This is a genomic window from Absicoccus sp. (genome assembly GCF_034090965.1).
GTDB lineage: Bacteria > Bacillota_I > Bacilli_A > Erysipelotrichales > Erysipelotrichaceae > Absicoccus > Absicoccus intestinalis.
In genome coordinates this window covers 24,691-43,161 of record NZ_JAXDRQ010000009.1, presented here as the reverse complement: position 1 = coordinate 43,161, position 18,471 = coordinate 24,691, and the positions used below count along the sequence as shown (strand labels likewise).

21 protein-coding genes are annotated in these 18,471 nt (G+C 38.0%); 18 read left to right on the top strand and 3 right to left on the bottom strand.

Annotation, left to right across the window (positions count from 1 at the left end; all coding sequences use genetic code 11):
- Positions 1-6: 6 nt before the first annotated feature.
- From SOS22_RS01330 to SOS22_RS01285, 10 genes are all read left to right on the top strand, one after another.
- A complete protein-coding gene (locus SOS22_RS01330) occupies positions 7-414 on the top strand; it encodes a hypothetical protein (RefSeq protein ID WP_320596090.1) in 408 nt (135 codons plus the stop codon).
- A gap of 13 nt (positions 415-427) precedes the next feature.
- Complete coding sequence (locus SOS22_RS01325) at positions 428-640, top strand: holin (RefSeq protein WP_320326195.1); 213 nt, start codon at positions 428-430, stop codon at positions 638-640.
- Positions 627-944: a hypothetical protein gene (locus SOS22_RS01320; RefSeq protein WP_320326196.1), complete on the top strand. Its 318-nt coding sequence runs from the start codon at positions 627-629 to the stop codon at positions 942-944. The genes SOS22_RS01325 and SOS22_RS01320 overlap by 14 nt, the downstream gene beginning before the upstream one ends.
- A 54-nt stretch (positions 945-998) precedes the next feature.
- A complete protein-coding gene (locus tag SOS22_RS01315) occupies positions 999-2,765 on the top strand; it encodes a GH25 family lysozyme (RefSeq protein WP_320596089.1) in 1,767 nt (588 codons plus the stop codon).
- Entirely contained in the window at positions 2,765-3,034 is a 270-nt protein-coding gene (locus tag SOS22_RS01310) for a hypothetical protein (RefSeq protein WP_320596088.1), read from the top strand. Before SOS22_RS01315 ends, SOS22_RS01310 begins: the two co-directional genes overlap by 1 nt.
- A 13-nt stretch (positions 3,035-3,047) precedes the next feature.
- Positions 3,048-3,287: a DUF6275 family protein gene (locus SOS22_RS01305; protein WP_320596087.1), complete on the top strand. Its 240-nt coding sequence runs from the start codon at positions 3,048-3,050 to the stop codon at positions 3,285-3,287.
- A gap of 467 nt (positions 3,288-3,754) precedes the next feature.
- Entirely contained in the window at positions 3,755-4,090 is a 336-nt protein-coding gene (locus SOS22_RS01300; RefSeq protein ID WP_320596086.1) for a hypothetical protein, read from the top strand.
- Position 4,091: 1 nt separating this feature from the next.
- Positions 4,092-4,676, top strand: a complete 585-nt coding sequence (locus tag SOS22_RS01295) for a hypothetical protein (protein WP_320596085.1) — start codon at positions 4,092-4,094, stop codon at positions 4,674-4,676.
- A gap of 1 nt (position 4,677) precedes the next feature.
- The gene (locus SOS22_RS01290) at positions 4,678-4,917 is read left to right on the top strand and encodes a hypothetical protein (protein ID WP_320596084.1); all 240 of its coding nucleotides are present in this window, start codon (positions 4,678-4,680) and stop codon (positions 4,915-4,917) included.
- A 20-nt stretch (positions 4,918-4,937) separates the two neighbouring features.
- Positions 4,938-5,372, top strand: a complete 435-nt coding sequence (locus SOS22_RS01285) for a hypothetical protein (protein WP_320596083.1) — start codon at positions 4,938-4,940, stop codon at positions 5,370-5,372.
- 325 nt (positions 5,373-5,697) lie between these two features.
- On the opposite strand, the gene SOS22_RS01280 is transcribed toward SOS22_RS01285, so the two are convergent.
- Positions 5,698-6,885, bottom strand: a complete 1,188-nt coding sequence (locus tag SOS22_RS01280; protein WP_320596082.1) for a hypothetical protein — start codon at positions 6,883-6,885, stop codon at positions 5,698-5,700.
- A gap of 244 nt (positions 6,886-7,129) precedes the next feature.
- Between SOS22_RS01280 and deoC the strand changes: the two genes are divergently transcribed.
- The 7 genes from deoC to SOS22_RS01245 all read left to right on the top strand — a co-directional run bounded on the left by deoC (position 7,130) and on the right by SOS22_RS01245 (position 14,448).
- Positions 7,130-7,840 carry a deoxyribose-phosphate aldolase gene (gene deoC / locus SOS22_RS01275; RefSeq protein WP_320596081.1) on the top strand — a complete coding sequence of 237 codons (711 nt, stop codon included), beginning with the start codon at positions 7,130-7,132 and terminating at the stop codon, positions 7,838-7,840.
- 21 nt (positions 7,841-7,861) lie between these two features.
- Positions 7,862-10,219 (top strand): formate C-acetyltransferase/glycerol dehydratase family glycyl radical enzyme, encoded by a 2,358-nt coding sequence (locus SOS22_RS01270; protein WP_320596080.1) that lies wholly within the window; start codon positions 7,862-7,864, stop codon positions 10,217-10,219.
- Positions 10,220-10,266: 47 nt separating this feature from the next.
- On the top strand, positions 10,267-11,163 hold the full coding sequence (locus tag SOS22_RS01265) for a DNA/RNA non-specific endonuclease (RefSeq protein WP_320596079.1): 897 nt from the start codon (positions 10,267-10,269) through the stop codon (positions 11,161-11,163).
- A 46-nt stretch (positions 11,164-11,209) separates the two neighbouring features.
- Entirely contained in the window at positions 11,210-11,554 is a 345-nt protein-coding gene (locus SOS22_RS01260) for a hypothetical protein (RefSeq protein WP_320596078.1), read from the top strand.
- 52 nt (positions 11,555-11,606) lie between these two features.
- Positions 11,607-12,461, top strand: a complete 855-nt coding sequence (locus tag SOS22_RS01255; protein WP_320596077.1) for an acyl-CoA thioester hydrolase/BAAT C-terminal domain-containing protein — start codon at positions 11,607-11,609, stop codon at positions 12,459-12,461.
- Positions 12,462-12,514: 53 nt separating this feature from the next.
- On the top strand, positions 12,515-12,826 hold the full coding sequence (gene trxA / locus SOS22_RS01250) for a thioredoxin (RefSeq protein WP_320324965.1): 312 nt from the start codon (positions 12,515-12,517) through the stop codon (positions 12,824-12,826).
- Positions 12,827-12,897: 71 nt separating this feature from the next.
- On the top strand, positions 12,898-14,448 hold the full coding sequence (locus tag SOS22_RS01245) for a Cna B-type domain-containing protein (RefSeq protein WP_320596076.1): 1,551 nt from the start codon (positions 12,898-12,900) through the stop codon (positions 14,446-14,448).
- A gap of 21 nt (positions 14,449-14,469) precedes the next feature.
- On the opposite strand, the gene SOS22_RS01240 is transcribed toward SOS22_RS01245, so the two are convergent.
- On the bottom strand, positions 14,470-15,063 hold the full coding sequence (locus tag SOS22_RS01240) for a DUF4186 domain-containing protein (RefSeq protein ID WP_320596075.1): 594 nt from the start codon (positions 15,061-15,063) through the stop codon (positions 14,470-14,472).
- 39 nt (positions 15,064-15,102) lie between these two features.
- Positions 15,103-17,028, bottom strand: coding sequence for an ATP-dependent zinc metalloprotease FtsH (gene ftsH / locus SOS22_RS01235; RefSeq protein WP_320324962.1), 1,926 nt, complete (start codon positions 17,026-17,028; stop codon positions 15,103-15,105).
- 168 nt (positions 17,029-17,196) lie between these two features.
- Here ftsH and sstT point away from each other — a divergent pair, with 168 nt between their 5' ends.
- Positions 17,197-18,456, top strand: coding sequence for a serine/threonine transporter SstT (sstT, locus tag SOS22_RS01230; RefSeq protein WP_320596074.1), 1,260 nt, complete (start codon positions 17,197-17,199; stop codon positions 18,454-18,456).
- Positions 18,457-18,471: the final 15 nt, after the last annotated feature.

Here is an 18,471-nt window from a genome sequence, read left to right as displayed (position 1 = left end):
AAAATTATGTCGCAAGCAAATGTATATGTGAAAGTAGGGGCCGATGGAAGCATTGAAAATATCGCGATGCAGAAATCGGAAGATATCGATATCGAAGCCGTATGTGACGGCATGCCTGAAGGATGGCCGGAAGTGCATGCATACAAGTCATACACTTCAAAAGCCGACAATAAGTTACATATCTACTTTTCAAAAGCAGAATATGAAAAATATATTGCCGATGAAAAAGCGAAACAGGCAGAAGTTGAGAAGAACAACCGTCGCCAGGAACTATTTGGAGAGATTGCGGATCATATCGAAGAAAAAGAGGTCGAATCCGACAAGGAAGGATACAAAAAGACCGAAGTCAAATTAGGTGAAATGACCTTGTGGAGCTACTACACAGAAATCAGTAGCACAGAAAACAATGGATAAGGAGAAACGAACCATGAATCAATTACAATCAAAAAAATGGTGGGATGCGGCACTGATCCGTGCCGTAAAGACAGTATGCCAAACCGCGGTCGGTACCATCGGAGCTAGTACCATGATCGAGTCAGTCGACTGGAAAGTGGTGCTATCCGCAAGCCTTTTGGCCGGACTGGTATCACTTCTTACTAGTCTTGGCGGCTTACCTGAGGTGTCTGATGGTAACGCCTAAGGACGGCATGACCTTTGAATTCCTGTTTTCTTTGGCCGCCTTCGCGGTCCTGATCGTCAATGTGGTGGTCATGATCAAGAACAATTCAAAGTCAGATGCCGAAGGTGTGGTCAAGGCAAATCTGAAATTAGATGCGCTATGTCGCGATTCGAGCGAGACAAGACTGGATCTCAAAAGCATGAAATCAGACATTGAAAAGATGACCAAGAAACAGATGGAGCATGACTTCCGCCTTGAGAAAATTGAAGAAGACCTAGACAGTGCATGCTGTCGAATCACTAAGCTAGAAGAGAAAGAAGGGTAGTATATGTCATTTACTCCACGAACATCATATGGAAATTTCGGAAGTACACAGTGGATGAATTATGCAGTAGCACGTACTGGTGTGGCCATGCCTAACTGTTTTACTTATGCAACTGCACGTATCAGTGAAATTGTCGGTCATAATCAATCTTTAGACGGCAATACAAAAGTAGCAGGAGCAGGAAATTTATGGGAAACACATGCACCAGAATTTAGTCAATCCAGTGTTGCACAAGTCGGTGATTTAGCTATCTATAAAGGTGGCTATGGTAATTATGGTCATGTTGCCGTTGTCGAGGTCGTAGGAGTCAATATGGCTATGTCTCAATCCAATTATGGCGGTAACTTGTTTGATTATGTAGAAGTACCTAAAAATGTCGGTTCATATTATCCTGGAACGGCATTAAGATTGGTTGGATTCTTACGGCACAAAGAATTAGGAACGACAGTTTCTAACAGTTATAGCGAGAAGCAATTAATCAATGAAAATGGTGTTGCTACTCTTACACAGGATGTAAATAAACGCCGTGATAGTCCTACAGGAATTGTTGCAGAAACCTTGAAAAAAGGTACAAAATTGACCTATACACAGAAATGGGTAGGTAACGGACATAGATATATCAGTTTCGTTGAACATCAAAATGATGGACGCATGTATCGCTATTTCGTTGCTATCAGTGGAAGCGAAAAACAAGGCGTTGATTTGTGGGCGACTTTTGAGCAACCAAACACTACACCAAGTTACAAATTAGAAGACGAACATGGTTGGGCTAAGTATAAAGTAGACCAAGTGCAAATCAGACAAGATAGTCCTACAGGTAAAGTAGTAGGAGTAGCGAATGCCAATACGCTTATTGAATACACTCAGAAATGTGCCACAGACGCTCATAGATACATTGTCTATAAAAAGGACGGACACAATTATTTTGTCGCTTGTAGCCCAACAAAAGACCGTTCTACCGCATGGTGCGACTTTTACGCAGATAACCCAGATAAAGTAGAAACTTCTAAGCCTAGCATTGACCAGTCTAATGTGAAACATTGGGGTGTTGACTTGTCGGAAGCAAATAGAGAATCCGATGTAGATATGTCTAAATACGATTTTGCCATCATCAGATGCAATTTTGGTGAGAAGACAAGCGATGCTAAATACAAAGATAAAAAGGTCGAACATTGGGTATCTGAATGCCAAAAGCATGGCAAGCCTTTCGGACTGTATTGTTACGATTACGCATACGATGCAGACGGAGCTAAACTGGAAGCAGAATATGCCGTAGAATTAGCGGAGCAATACAAACCAACATTGGGTATCTGGTTTGATATGGAAGATGCGGACTCATGGAAAAAGAAACGTGGCTTGCTTACAAAAGAGCATTGTTTGGAAATGTGCAAAACATTCTGCAAGTACGTTAAAGAAAAAGGATGGTACACTGGAGTATATAGCTCCACATGGTGGTTTGATAATTGGTTGACTGATTTAGACGAATATGATAAATGGGTCGCTCAGTGGGACTCAAACGATGGCAATTACAACAGTGATACGTCTTATCGTGGTACAATCCACCAATATACAAGTATTGACAAGGCAACTGGAATTGGATTGGATAAAAATGCGATGTACGTAGATTTTGAACACTATAAAGTAAAAGCAGATAAGCCATTAGAAGAAAAGCCGTCAGAGCCACAGAAAGAGCCTACAGACGACAAAAAAGGAAATGACGAACAATCTAACGTTGAAAGTAAAAAAACGCTCTTAGGCGTTCTATATGAGATATTAAAATGGATTCTATCATTATTTGGAAAGAAACAAGGTGATAAATAATGGCATTGCACTATCGCAAGAAGCCTTATGTTATCGAAGCCATGCAACTTAATTTAAATAATCGTGATAAAATTATCGAATTTGGCGAAGGGAACATAACGCTAGTGTGGCGTGATGGATATCTTGAAGGCGCTTATGTAAACACTTTGGAGGGTGGCATATACGCTACCTACGGTGACTATATCATCAAGGGTGTAGACGGAGAATTTTATCCATGTAAACCGTCAGTGTTTGAAAAGACATATGAGCTTGTGGAAGAATTGTTCTAGGAGGTATAAATTTATGGATGATAAAGCTATTAATATTGTCAACAATTATATTGCAAAGCATCTGAATCAAACAGATACAGATACCAGTTTTGAAGCGTATATTGTTTGGAAGTGCAAGACTTTGCAAAATTGGAAGTGGTTGATTTCATCAACGCTTGCCGATGGGATGTATTATGAAGTGACTTATAATGGTGATAAAAAAGAATTTTACTTGGATGCATATAAAAAAGTTGAAAATGTATGCATTAAATAAAGTTAATTTAGGTATTGTTTTTGACGGTTTCTAAAAACCGCATTGTTGAATTTATCAACTATTTTCTATCGAGTAAAAAGGGATGTCCTCAACGGTCATCCCGATTTTTTTTGTTTTATTTTGCTAAATTCGGCACTTGCATTATTCTTAGTGCCGTATTTTTAAAAAAATGGCACTAAGGCATCTGAAAGCTAAAAAAATAGAGAGAAGACACAGGTGTCCTCTCTCCGAAAAAAAGATTCAACTTTTTTTGTTCCTGTCATCATTATAAACAATCTATTTGGTTTAAGCAAATAGCAAGTTACAGGCAAGTTAAATTACGGCACCGGCCATATTTGACCGGTGTTTTTTTATTTGCCTTTTCATTAAATAAAAGTATTAACTTTTATATAAAAGTATTGACTTATGTATAATGCGGATGTATTATACTTATAGAGATAAGGGAGAGCATCCCGGGAGGAAATATCATGTTACCAACAGCAGAAGAATGGAACGAATATATGAAGGCGGTGGAAGAAAGAGAGTTGTCAACCGCCCAGGTCAAAAAAATAGAAAACGAAATTAATCAAATTGCGGAGCTAGCAAACAAAGAATTAAAAAAGCAGCTCACCCAAAAATCTGATGAAAGAGATTTCACGAAGTATCAAAATTTGCTTTGTGAAATCGAAAAATTCGCAAAAGAATTCAGTCAAAAAAATCCGGATTATGTAATCGTTGATTTACGATCACTAGGGCATCTTCACTACGCAGTCGAAACGGCTGCTCACCAGATGTACACGGATCATAAGATTGTGGGAGAATAAAATGGTAAAAACTGATGAAAAAAACGGGGTTTTCGAAATGATCACCCCGTATAATAAAGATTTCATTAGCAGAATCAAAACAATTGGTTCTGCCAAATGGGATCCTGACAAAAAATGCTGGGCAGTTGCTAAAGAGGATAAGGATCAAGCAAAAAAGATTCTTATGGAAGTATACGGCGAAGATGGCGATACGGTGCCTGAAGAAGTAACAATTAGAGTACGATTCACGGACGATATTGAAAAAACACGCGAACCCGTTACATATGCCGGCAAAGTGTTAGCCCGGGCATGGGATAGAGATTCGGGAGCTAGAGTGGGCGACGATGTCGTCCTTGAGTCCGGCAAGATTGATTCCGGTGGTTCTAGAAATTACTGGAAAACAGTTGTTGCAGAAGGTACCGTAATGACTGTAAAACATGTTAACAAATTGATGCTTGAAAAAGAATTAGAAAACGATGATTCTTATGGCATCGAATTGATCGAAAAGGTAGTCAAAGAACAAGTTGACAAACAAGCACTTTTGGCAGAAAAAGAAAAATTGCTAGCTAGACTATCAGAAATCGAAAAATTGTTAGGAGGCGAGTAAAATGAAACTAACTGATAGCACTAAATGTTTTATGAAAATTCACGGTATTGGGAAATTCCAGGTTTTCAAATGCAATATTGGATATTGCTATGGTCATGAATATTTTTTCAATGACACATATGAGCTAAGAAAAGTATCTGAAAGCTCTATGTGCGGTTATGATTGGCCTGAATATGGTGAGATCGGAACAATCGTAGCTAGACAAGAAATGATTGAGGTTACAGAAATGTTTGCAAATTAAAAAAAAGGAGGAAAATAAAAATGAAAAAAATTATCAGAGGAAAGAAGTACGATACGGATACGGCGGAATTGGTAGGAGAATACCAATATTCGTATCCAGGGCAATTTGAATATTGTCTAGAAGAACTTTACCGGAAACGAACCGGAGAATTCTTCTTGTACGGTACTGGTGGGCCATTGTCCAAGTACAGAGAAACTACCGGCCAAAATGAGTGGTCGGGAAGTGAAGCAATTACTCCGCTCGATCTAGTCGATGCTAAAGACTGGGTAGAGGAAAATTGTGATGCCGAAACTTATGAAAAATTATTCGGTGTCGTTGATGATGATGGCGAAAAGGTAATAACTACTATCAGTCTTTCGAAGCCTGTTGCACAAATGCTTGAGCAGCAAGCCATTGATCATCGGGTCCCAAAATCCGAGTGGATCGAGAAATTAATCAAAAAAGAAAATCAATAAGAGAAGAAAGAGATGCTATCAAGGTATCTCTTTTTTATCTCTCTTTTTTATATCTCATTTTATATCTTAAAAAATTGCAAAGATATGAATATATATTATGTATTGTGTTGGATATTGCCTTAAATAAAGCTATATTCATGCGTATATTCCTTTTTGTCGTCTCCCTTCTTCTGCACCATATGTCTAAGAAGTCCTTATCAAAAGGGCTTTTTTTATGTGTTTTAGTATTTATTGGTTGATAATGTCTTATATCTTGTCTTTCGAATATTTTTCTACTACATATTGTATTGTTCATTCCATGTTCTGTTGATGTGTATGTGAGATATCAATGGATTAAATCATGATGGATATAAATGTGTTCATCGTCGATTGCAAACTGTAAATCCTGACTATAGATACTATGGAATGATGTTAAAGTATCGATGAATGGTTTGACAAATCCCCCCTGGTTTTGAAGGAGTTTTTTCATCATCATTTCTGTATGAGCATTATTGAAAGAAATCAGTTTATCAGAAGCAGAAATCAAAGCTTCATCGATGGGAGACTTACTTAATAATGGAGCTTTTTCAATTGTTTTTCCCATGGCTTTGCTTAGAGTAGAAATTCTTTTTCTAGTTTCATATTCGACAGAATTTTTTGCGTCTTTTTCTATGATATCATAGCATTCTGTGTATAATTTTCGATACTCCAATGAGTAATGATACAGTTTGTTAATAACAGATTGAATATAACCAGGATCAAATGATTCACTTAAAACAATTTCTAACAAAGAAGCAAAAGACAAAAGATAAAGACTCAGTTGATCATTGACCAAGTCATTTTTTACAGTATATAGTTTCTTTTTTACGTCCTTATCCAGGAATAAGAATTCCTTTTTAGTGATTTCTTTACGAATTTGACTTTGAAAAAAATCAATTTTCTGTTCTGCCCTTTCTTTGATATCTAATGTTTTTAAATGATTATTCTTGAGATACAATTCATTGTTCCAATTATATTTGTAGGTATTGATCACATCTGTTAAATAAACTAAACTTCCTTGTAACTCGGAGTGTTCCTTTTGTTCTAAGAATGATTGGATATCTTTTTGCGCTTCGTTGATTTCGCTTAATTTATAATCAATAGCGTAGAGAGTTACCATCATAAAAAGTGTGGTAGGATCTACAGGAGCTGTTTGTAGTATGGCTTGCCCAACCACTTGGTTTGTTTCATTGTTAAGAACAGCTCCTAGCAACCCAATGCCATTCCTTCGTTTTGCTAAATGAGTTCCTTTAGGAACATTGACCCAATATAACCCACTTTGATTATTTCCTAAAACAAATTTTTGTAACAAATTGGCAACAGGTTCCAATCCTGCTCCCAATGTTAAAAAAGTAGTATAAGGAATTTTTGTAAAATTATCATCCTTTTCTATTTTTACTTCATCTTTTATCGGGAGAATAGAAATAGAAGACATTTTTTTTGCTATTTCTTTTTGTTTGTTTGAAGAATGAATAGTTGTAATATCGTTTTTCATGATTCGAATCCTTTCTTCTACAGGATAATTTATATGTTCTTTATTAATATTTTACTGCTATGACAGATATAGCGAAAGATAGATAGGTGTATATAATATGTATTTCACAGATTTGCTATTTAGAGTTTCTTAACAACGAACATAAAAGAAAATAAACGAAAAAATATAGTTTCATAACGAACATAATGTGCTATTATATAGTCGCAAGGAGGAAAGATAACAAAAGTTATCAAAAATACATACTATGAAACCAAATAAACCAGCAAAAGAAATGACGACGAGAGAATTAGCACAATACATTGATTACAGTGTATTGAAACCAGAATTTACTGAACAAGAAATTATTGATTTGACCAAAGACGGTGTGCAATTGGGATGTGCCACAATTTGTATCAATCCGGGATACATGGATCTTTGCGAACCGTATGTGAAAGGATCCGATACCATGCTTTGCCCTGTTACCGATTTTCCATTTGGTGATAGCTCAACAGAAAGTCGTGTACAACAGATTGAAGCCGTCGCAAAATATGATACAGTAAAAGAAGTAGATATCGTTGCCAATTTTGGTAAGATTCGTTCTGGAAAATTAGATGAAGTAACAGAAGATTTAAAAGCTTGTGCACAAGCAGCACATAAATATGGACGTGCATTGAAAGTTATTTTGGAAACCGATGCATTGACAGAAGAAGAAATCAAGGCTGGATGCCATTGTGTCATGGATTCAGGTGCCGATTTCATCAAGACAAGTACGGGATTCTTAACCGGACATGAAAATGTCGGTGCTACCCCAGAAGTTATCCAATTGATCATGGACGAAAACCAAGGAAAATGTAAAATCAAAGGTTCTGGATGCATCCGTACACGTGAACATTTCTTGAAATTAATTGATATGGGTATCGATCGTATGGGTGTTGGTTATCGTTCTGTGCCTGTTGTACTTGATTTGAAAAAGTAAAAAAATAAGGAGGTTTGGCCTATGATCAATGAGCGTATGAAACGCCTTCGAGAAAAGATGGAAAAACGCAAAGCCACAATTTGTTCCCAAAGAGCCGTATTGTATACGCGATCTTTCCAACAAACCGAGGGCGAACCATATATTTTGCGTAAAGCCAAAGCATTTGCTTATACCCTAGAACATATGACCATCTATATGGAGCCAGACTCTTTAATCTTTGGCAATCAGGCATCTCATAATTTTGCCGCACCGATCTTTCCAGAATATTCCATCCAATGGGTCATTGATGAATTGGATACTTTTGAAAAACGATCCGGAGATATCTTTTATATTGACCAACAAACTAAATCAGATCTTCGTTCGATTGCCCCTTATTGGCAAGGACATACGCATGAAGACCGCGTAAATGCCCACTTGACCGATTCCATACGAATGGCTGAAAAACAGGGCGTACTCCATCGAGGGGGCATTTCGATGAGTGGTGATGGCCATATCGTACCGGATCATGAAATGGCGTTAAAACAAGGCTTTCGCGCCATTATTGATGAAGCGAAAACCAAATTAAATACAGAACTTTCCGATGAACAAAAAGCTTTTTATCAAAGTGTCATCATTTCTTTAGAAGGCGCATTGACTTACTTTAAACGCTATGGAAAACTCGCCAAAGAACTGTCTATAAAAGAAACCAATCCGAATCGTAAACAAGAGTATGAAGTCATGTCGACCATGGCTATGACCATGATGGAACAAGGGGCTCGCAGTTTCTATGAAGCTGTGGAAGTCACCTATATGATCCATGTGCTACAAATGATTGAAAGTAATGGACATTCCTTCTGTTATGGACGATTTGATCAATATCTCTATCCTTATTATCAACAAGATCGTAAATCGGGCCTCCTAACACCAGAAAAAGCCTTAGAGATTATCACGCACATGTTCATTATGAATTCTTCCCTCAATAAAGTACGTCCGTATGGTCATACAAAGTTTTCCCAAGGCTATCCGCTCTATTCGAATCTAGTGGTTGGTGGCTTAAAACCAGATGGTAGCGATGGAACCAATGATTTGACATATATGTGTATCGAAGCCATGCATCAATGTCGATTGTCCGAACCAAACTTCTCCGCACGCTATCACGCAAACTCACCACGATCTTATTTACGTGCTTGTGCCAAACTCATCCGAACTGGATGTGGGATGCCAAGCATGTTCAATGATGCGATCGTAGCCAAAGGTATCATGGATCTAGGTATCTGTAAAGAAGATGCCCTGGATTACTGTCCAATTGGTTGTGTAGAAACTGGTGTTCCTGGTAAATATGGACACCGAGCTACCGGAATGACCTATGTAAACTGGGGAAAAGTATTAGAAATCATGCTCCATGATGGAGTCGATCCCAATACGGGCATTTGTATGTTGAAAGGAAAACCCAAAGAAACATACGATCAATTATGGGCAGAATGGAAACGTTATTTAAAATTCTATTCGGATATTAGTGTAGCTTGTGATGCGATATGTGATGAAAGCTTAGAAATCTATGATGCAGACCCACTCGCTTCGTGTTTGATCCAAAACGCGATGAAATTAGGTAAGACCCTAAAACAAGGCGGGTGTAAATATGATGTGATATCCCAATCGAATATTGGACCATCGGTCGTAGGCAATTCTTTATATACAATAAAGAAACTGGTGTATGAAGATCACACATTGACATGGGAACAATTGCTGAACGCTATGGATGAGAATTGGCAATCCGAAGAATCCATGCGCATACGCAACAAAATATTACGTTTGCCTAAATTTGGAAATGACATCGATGATGTCGACCAAATCGTTGCGGATGTATTTGATTCTTATTTGGAATTATTGCCTTTTTACCATACCATTCGTCAAGGTAGAGGACCAGAAGTCAGTTGTTATACGATGTCAACTTCAAACATCACATCGTATGTGCCAAATGGCTTTGTGGTTGGAGCTACACCCGATGGGCGCATGGCTGGTAGCCCATTAAATGAAGGCTGTTCACCAACGCAAGGAACGGATCAAACCGGACCTACCGCATTAATCAATTCGGTATCCAAATTACCGAATGTACGTGTAGCAGCTGGACAATTGTTAAATATGCGATTGAGTCCACAAACACTAGCGAAAGAAGCTGATTTAGAACGCTTTATTGACTTCTTGATTGTTTCTGCAAAAAAAGGCATTTATCATAATCAATTTAATGTTGTATCCTCTCAGGAACTCAAAGAAGCTCAAAAATATCCGGAAAAACATACGGATCTCATTGTTCGTGTGGCTGGATATTGTGCCCAATTTGTATCGTTGATGCCAGAAGCACAAAATGCTATCATCGCACGAACCGAGAATACGTTTTAAGTCATAGTTCGATGAATTATGACTTTTTTATGTGGTATACTTTTTTTATGAGAAAGAGATTTATTATATTATTTTGTTCCCTGCTTTTATTTTTTAGTACGGCTTGTGTACATGCCCAAGAAGGCGATATCGATCTATCAACGATTCCTGCTTATTCCGGTACGCCCTATGTAGAAGTGGATGACAATGTTCCATCGTTTACTGATGAAGAAAAATCAACCACTGTGTATCAATCGTACTCCAAATGGGATGAATGGGGGCGGTGTCATCAAGCCCAAGCTATTTTAGGCAAAGAGACCATGCCAACCAAGAAACGCGGATCCATCGGAATGATCAAACCCAGTGGATGGCATACCATCCGGTACGATGATTTGATTGAAGATCATTATTTATACAATCGTTGTCATTTGATTGCATATATGTTGAGTGGACAAAATGCGAATAAATATAACTTAACTACAGGTACCCGATATATGAATGTTGACGGCATGTTACCATTTGAAAATCAGGTCGCTGATTATATACGATCCACCCATCATCATGTCCTCTATCGAGTAACACCCATCTATGAAGGAAATGATCTAGTTGCCCATGGAGTCCATATGGAAGCCTTATCGATCGAGGACCAAAATCTATCGTTTAATGTATTTGTCTATAATGTCCAACCGGGCATTACCATTGATTATGCAACCGGTGATAGTCATCGTACGGAAAATACGAGTACAGAAACGAATACACAAATTGAAACGGAAACTACAAGTACAGAAACACAAACCGAAACAACAAGTACGACATATATATTAAATCCAAACACTCATGTCTTTCATCGACCCGATTGCTTCAGTGTAAAACGAATGAGTGAAAATAATAAAATCATATCAACAGATTCTCGTGAAACAATCATCAGTGAAGGATATCGACCTTGTAAAAACTGCAACCCATAGGTATGGGTTGTTTTTTTCTTTCTGAATTTTAAGCTATAATGAATCTATGTGGAAACGATTATTCATTCTCATTTTTTTCTTAGTTGGTTGTACTTACAGTCAAGATGCTAAACCGATCGATCTCAAAGAGTATGTACAAGTAAAATATGAAGGCAATCAAATTGAATCGATTCATATGAACAAAAATTTAATAAAACAATTTGATCAGACCAATGAAGTAGAAATGCAATTTGTGAAAAGCATACAGATGATGACAAAGACCAAACAAGTCCATGATGGCCAACATATTAAAATTCATGTATCTTATGATCCAGAATTGTATGAACAGATCAATTATCATCTATATCCTGATAATAATCAAACAATAGACTATGTTATTCATTTTAGATAAATTGAAACTTTTGTTCATTGACAAATAATAGGCAATACAAGAAGATGAAATTATGAAATTCAATTATAAATTTGATGAAGATGGCTTCTCTGCTCGGTACTATCAGGGAAAGGCATCCAACACCTCTATATTGATCATATTAAGTACCATGCGTAATGATGCGATTGCGAAAGCATTTACAGAAGCGAAAATGGATACATTGGCGCTTGATTTTATTGAACCAGGACGAGAAATTTCTTTGGATGATATTTCTTTTGTTGCCGAAACCATGCACGCCCAAGGCTATGAACATGTAGGCTTATGGGGATGGGGACTCGGAGGCAGTGTTGCCCTAGGGGTAGCCAGTCACTATCCAGAAGATATTGATCTTGTGATTGGGGTCAATCCATTCCATATTTTATATCAACCATTATCGATCAAACCAACGACCATGACGATCTTATATAAAGGATTGCCATTGCCTTTATTAAAACCAGAAACAAAGATGTGGAAACAAGTTGCGAAAGAGATGAAATGTAGTCATGAATTTCATACGGTCGATCGGTATGAACAATGTTTGACCTACGGATTGAGAGAAGAAATGATCATTCCCGTAGAAAAATGTCAATGTCCGATTCTCTTGCTTTCTTCACAAAACGATGTCGTCTTGCCGAGCGAATATGCATGTCGTCAAATCGTGCGTCGTTTACAAGATCATGATTATCGATATGGTGCTCGACATCTACAATATCAAATGGTCAGCCATGTGATATTGCCGCCAAAAGCCTTCAATCGAGATCGTTTATTGTATCGTCGGATATCCCAAATTGAGAGAAATTATCCCAAACATTGTCAGAAAGCAAGGCAAGATGCCTTTCAAAAAACACTGACTTTTATCCAAGATAAATGGCCTGAAGCAAATGAATAGACATCGAATTTCCCATTGGTTACAATATCTTTAACAATAGGAGGATTTCTAATATGGTGAACAAAGTAAATACAGAACAATTCAATGCATTAATGAAAGAAGACGCTGTTTTAGTAGATTTTTCAGCAACTTGGTGCGGCCCATGTAAAATGTTGGCCCCAATCATGAGTAGCGTGTCAGAAAAACTTGCAGGAAAGTGCAAAGTTGTATCTGTGGATGTGGATGAATCTAGTGACTTAGCCGAAAAATTTGGTATCATGGCTGTTCCTACGGTGATCTTATTTAAAAAAGGTGAACAAGTGAATGCTTTTTCAGGATTTATTCCAGAACCAAAAGTACTTGAATTCGTTGAAAATAATCTATGATCCATTAAGCATTGGTTGTACCCAATGCTTTTTTTTTAGTATAATGAAATAAAGAAGGAGCTTTATTTATTATGAAAAGAAAACATGTAATGGGTCTTTTATTTGCTGCAACAATGGTATGTTCCAATTTTGGTAGTGTTCCAATTTATGCGCAAGAAACCACAAATTATAATGAAGCGGGTACGGTTCAACTTCTAAAAGATGAAACACCAATCGAAGACGATACAAAAGTAACTATCAATGATCAATTGGTCATGGAACTGAATGATGTAAATTTCGATGGTACGGATTTAACCTTGAACTTGCCAAATATTGATGTGCAAGAAGATGAGGTAAAGATCGATGGTCAAGTGGCTGAAGTGGAAACGACTGATAATAAAGGTCAAGTCAGTGAACTGACATTGAAAAGTGAAGATATTTCAGCAGGTACACATTCCGTGACGATTCCATTTACCGTTCAGAAGGATACAATTATAAAAGATGTCCAAGTGCAAAAAGAACAAACAACGGATGATTCTACGAATCAAGATAATGAAACAGAAGTGACGGATCAAGAGAATCAAGACAATGAAGCAGATACAACACTAACGGAGAAAACATCATCACAAGATGATACAACCGAAACCAAGGATATCACTCTTACTTTAGATGATACCACTGTAAAAACTGTATCGTTACAAGGTGTCATTGATTGGGATACAGACATTAAGGATTCTCAGAAACCAGAAGAAGTCAAAGTCAGTTTATTAGCCAATGGGCAACCAACTGGTGATTCGTATGAAGTAAAGGGCAGTGATTGGAAATTTACATTTGGACAAGAACCAAAGTATGCCGATGAAGAACAAAAGGAAGAAGTCAATTACTCGGTTGAAGTGGAACCCGTTGAAAACTTTACAAGTGAGGTAAAGACCAATAAGAAATCCAATGCGACAGTGAAATATATCGATGTAGATATGACTGCCGATACAACAAGTACAGAATCAACCACGGATACAAAGTCCAATGAAGATTCCACGACGACTTCGGATACGAAATCAGACAGTGAATCGACGACGAAATCCGATAGTGGATCGACAACTACCAACAATAGTCAAACAAATATTGAATTGAAACAAAACAATATTGAAGTGAATGTGGAAAATGTCCAACAAAATAATATCTTAGTGGTTGATCCATCGAAGGATACTGAAGTATTGGCAACAGATAATGCCGATGAAACAGTGAATGTGCAAGGCAAGATCGTATGGAAAGACGATTCCGATAAAAATAAACAACGGCCTAAAACTGTAACGGTCATCTTATATGCCAACAATAAACAATTTAAAGCCATGGAAGTCCAAGGTAGCAGTGATGAATGGACATTTGAATTTGATGGATTGCCAAAAAACGATGAGAATGGAAAGGCATATTCCTATACCATCAAAGAAAAGGCATTGAGCCATTATCGTGGTGATGTGGATGGCTATACGTTGACAAATACTTATATTGCTGAAAATACGCAAACAACATCGGGAACCAATACGGGAACCCAAACCAATACAGGATTATATATCGGCGTTGGAGCTGCAGCCATTGTAGTCATCGTGATTCTCGTTGCCTTAAAACGAAAACAAAACGAATAATAAAAAGAGCGAATGCTCTTTTTATTTGGACATTTGGCGAAATAACCAATCCATGATGACCTGACAGATATAGTCTTGTTCCTTATCGGTCAGGTCTTTTTCTTTGGGAATCTGATGCCATTTATATAAGCAATTTCGACAACAAGTACCCGTGGCATGTTGTGCTAAAAAAACCGGATGTCCTTTCATTGGCGTTTGTTTGCCATCATGATACGGAACTGCTGGCGCTAAACGAGAGGCAATAAAATCATGAGCATGTTCATCAATCGTTTCCCATCCTTTTTGTTGGATATAAGTTCGATCTTTTGGTCGCAAATAGAAGGAAGATCGAAATTGTGAATGAGACAAACGACAAAATAAATCTTCATTGGGCGAATAGTCGATCTGTGCTTTTCTTGCTTGAGAAACCTGTTGATTTTTGGGAATAGAATAGATCTTTCCATCTTTGATCAAAGCAGGACCGGTGGAAAGAAAACGAAATAGAATTTTTTTCTTTATGCATTGATCACGAATATCTAAGATCCATGAAAAATCACAGTTTGGACTTGCTATACATCCTAAAACATCGGTATCAAAATCAATCGATTGAGGCTGATCAACCTGAAGTATTTTCATGGCTTTATCATAGAAAAAAAGACGTTGAATATCAACGTCTTAATGAGCGGAATTGGTTGGGATCTCAGCAGGCTTGTTTAAGATATACATAAATTGTTCACCTGTGATCGTTTCCTTTTCATATAAGTATTTTGCCAATTCATGTAGCTTAGGCATATTGTCTTTTAAGATTTGTAGCGCTTCTTGATGAGCCCTTCGAATCAAGGCAATGACTTCTTCATCTACTTTTGCAGCGGTTTCAGAAGAACAAGCTAGACTGGTATCGCCACCTAGATATTGATTCGATACAGTTTCTAGGGCGGTCATATCAAAGTTTTCACTCATACCAAATCGAGTGATCATCGCCCGTGCTAATTTGGTTGCTTGTTCAATATCATTGGAAGCACCCGAAGTATAATTATGGAAAATCAATTCTTCGGCAGCTCGACCAGCTGTATACGTAACAATACGACTGTATAATTCATCTTTCGATAATAAATTTTGTTCGTCTTCTTCCACTTGCATCGTATATCCCAAAGCCCCTTTGGTTCTTGGAATGATCGTGATCTTATGAACAGGAGCTGAATTCTTTGATTTTGCGGCAACCAGGGCATGACCAATTTCATGATACGATACGATCAATTTCTCTTTTGGCGAAATGACCGCACCTTTCTTTTGCTCACCGGCAATGACAATTTCAATGGCTTCTTCCAAATCACGTTGGATCACTTGATGACGACCATCACGAACCGCTAATAAAGCCCCTTCATTGATGATATTGGCAAGATCTGCACCACTTGAACCGGCAGCAGCACGCGCCACTACATTGAAATCAATATCTGGTGAATGTTTGATTTTTTGTGCATGCAGACGCAAGATGGCTTCACGACCTGCTAAGTCTGGTAATTCAACAGGAATACGACGATCAAAACGACCTGGACGTGTCAAAGCGGGATCTAAGATTTCTGGACGGTTGGTTGCAGCTAAAAGAACAACACCTTTGGATCCATCAAAACCATCCATTTCAGCGAGTAATTGGTTCAATGTTTGTTCCCGTTCATCATTACCGCCCATGGATGCAGCACCATCACGCCGCTTACCAATGGTATCGATCTCATCGATAAAAACGATACAAGGCGCTTTTTTACGTGCTTGCGTAAACAAATCCCGTACTTTGGCGGCACCACGACCTACGAACATTTCCACAAATTCGGAACCGGAAATCGAGAAAAATGGGACGCCTGCTTCACCAGCAACGGCTTTCGCTAATAGAGTTTTACCTGTTCCTGGCGGACCAACCAATAAAGCACCTTTTGGCATCGTGGCACCAATATCTGTATATTTCTTCGGATTATTTAAAAAATCCACGATTTCTTTTAAATTTTCTTTTGCTTCTTCTTGACCAGCCACATCCTTAAATGTGATACCGGTCTTTTTACCTTCATATACTTTGGCATTGGATTTTCCTAAATTGCCTAGACCACCAAAGCTGCCAAAGCCACCAAATCCATTATTGTCATCATCTTCGTTACCACCTGGTGTAAACGTAAATGTATTACCGCCACCCATTTTATCTTGGAATCGTTTCATGCTTCGTCGCAACAACCAAGTCATTAAAATGATTGGCAACAAGAAAAGAATCAAGAAATTGAGAAATGGATTATCCAACCAAGATTTTTGATGAATACGTTGTGAAAACTCTACACCATTATCTTCCAAACGATCCACCAACTTGGCATCGTTCATTTCACCTGTCTGATACGTGGTGGCATCATCTTTTTTCAATGTATAATAAATGATATTATCTTCAATTTGTACTTCCTTGACTTGACGATCTTCTACCTTATTCAAAAAGTTAGAATAGGATGTTTCTTTTGTATGTGCTCCGGAGATCATTGGGACAACGACCCAATCAAAGATCAATAACACAATTAATATGATTGTCCATATCCGAAAATACCTCTGTCTTTGATTCTGATTGTTCATATCGAATCCTCCTATTGAAAACATTATACACCGTTTTAGCACCATTGCAATAAGAGTGCTAAAATCACTTACTTTCACAAAATTGTATCTTATTTACAGACAAATGTATGTAAATTTTGAAAAAAACGTAGAAATAAAGTAAAATTAAATAGATAAGGAGAAAGGGATATGAAAGTCATTCGAAAGTATAATGAAACAAGTTTGATCATTCGCATCGTGATTGGCTTGATCATTGGTACCATTTTAGGCATTTTATTTAAAAATCTACCCATAGGGATCTTAGGTGATTTATTTAAAGGCGCCCTACGCTCGATTGCACCCGTCCTGGTTTTTGTGTTGATCACCAATTCATTGGCATCATCCAATACAGGAATGGACAAACGATTTGGACGCGTTATCTTTTTATATATGATCAGTACGTTTTTAGCAGCTGTGGTTGCGGTCACGGTTAGCTTTGCGTTCCCACAAACATTGGTGTTAACCGAAAAAGCGGCACAAGAAGCCACGGCTCCAGGTGGTATTGGTGAGGTCATGACCAATTTATTGAATACCATTGTCATGAATCCCATCGAAGCCTTGGCCAAAGGACAATATTTAAGTATTTTATTCTGGTCCGTTTTGTTGGGATTGGCATTGAAATCCATCGCAGCCGAAACCTCCAAGACCTTCTTAAATGACATCAGTGAAGGCATTAGTACCTTGGTTCGTTGGATCATTAATCTAGCCCCTTTTGGTATCATGGGATTGACCTATCAAATGGTCAGTGCCAATGGTTTAGGTGTTTTTGAAACCTATGGTTCGCTATTGCTTGTATTAGTGGGATCGATGTTGATGGTTGCCCTGGTCGTCGATCCATTGATTGCCTTTCTTTTCTTACATCGAAATCCATATCCATTGGTATTCCGTTGCTTAAAAGAAAGTGGCATCATGGCCTTCTTCACCCGAAGTTCGGCAGCAAATATTCCCGTGAATATGGAACTTTGTGAAAAATTATTATTGGATGAAGAAATGTATTCGGTTGCCATCCCATTGGGATCCACGATCAACATGGATGGGGCCGCCATTACCATTACGATTTTTACGCTCGCAACTTGTAACACGGTTGGAGTTCGGGTTGATTTTGCTACCGCTCTGATCTTAAGCGTCTTAGCAACCTTTGCGGCTTGCGGAGCCAGTGGTGTGGCAGGAGGAAGCCTATTGTTGATTCCTATGGCCTGTTCTTTATTTGGCATTAGTGCCGATGTAGCGATGCAAGCCGTTGGTATTGGCTTCATTATTGGTGTTGTTCAAGACAGTGTGGAAACGGCCTTGAACTCTTCAGGTGATGTCATGTTTGCGGCAACTGCCGAATATACACAATGGATCAAAGATGGCCATCCCGAAAAACTCCCCAAGTTTTTAGGGGGTCAAAGAGATACAAACGTATAATAAAAAAACGTTGTC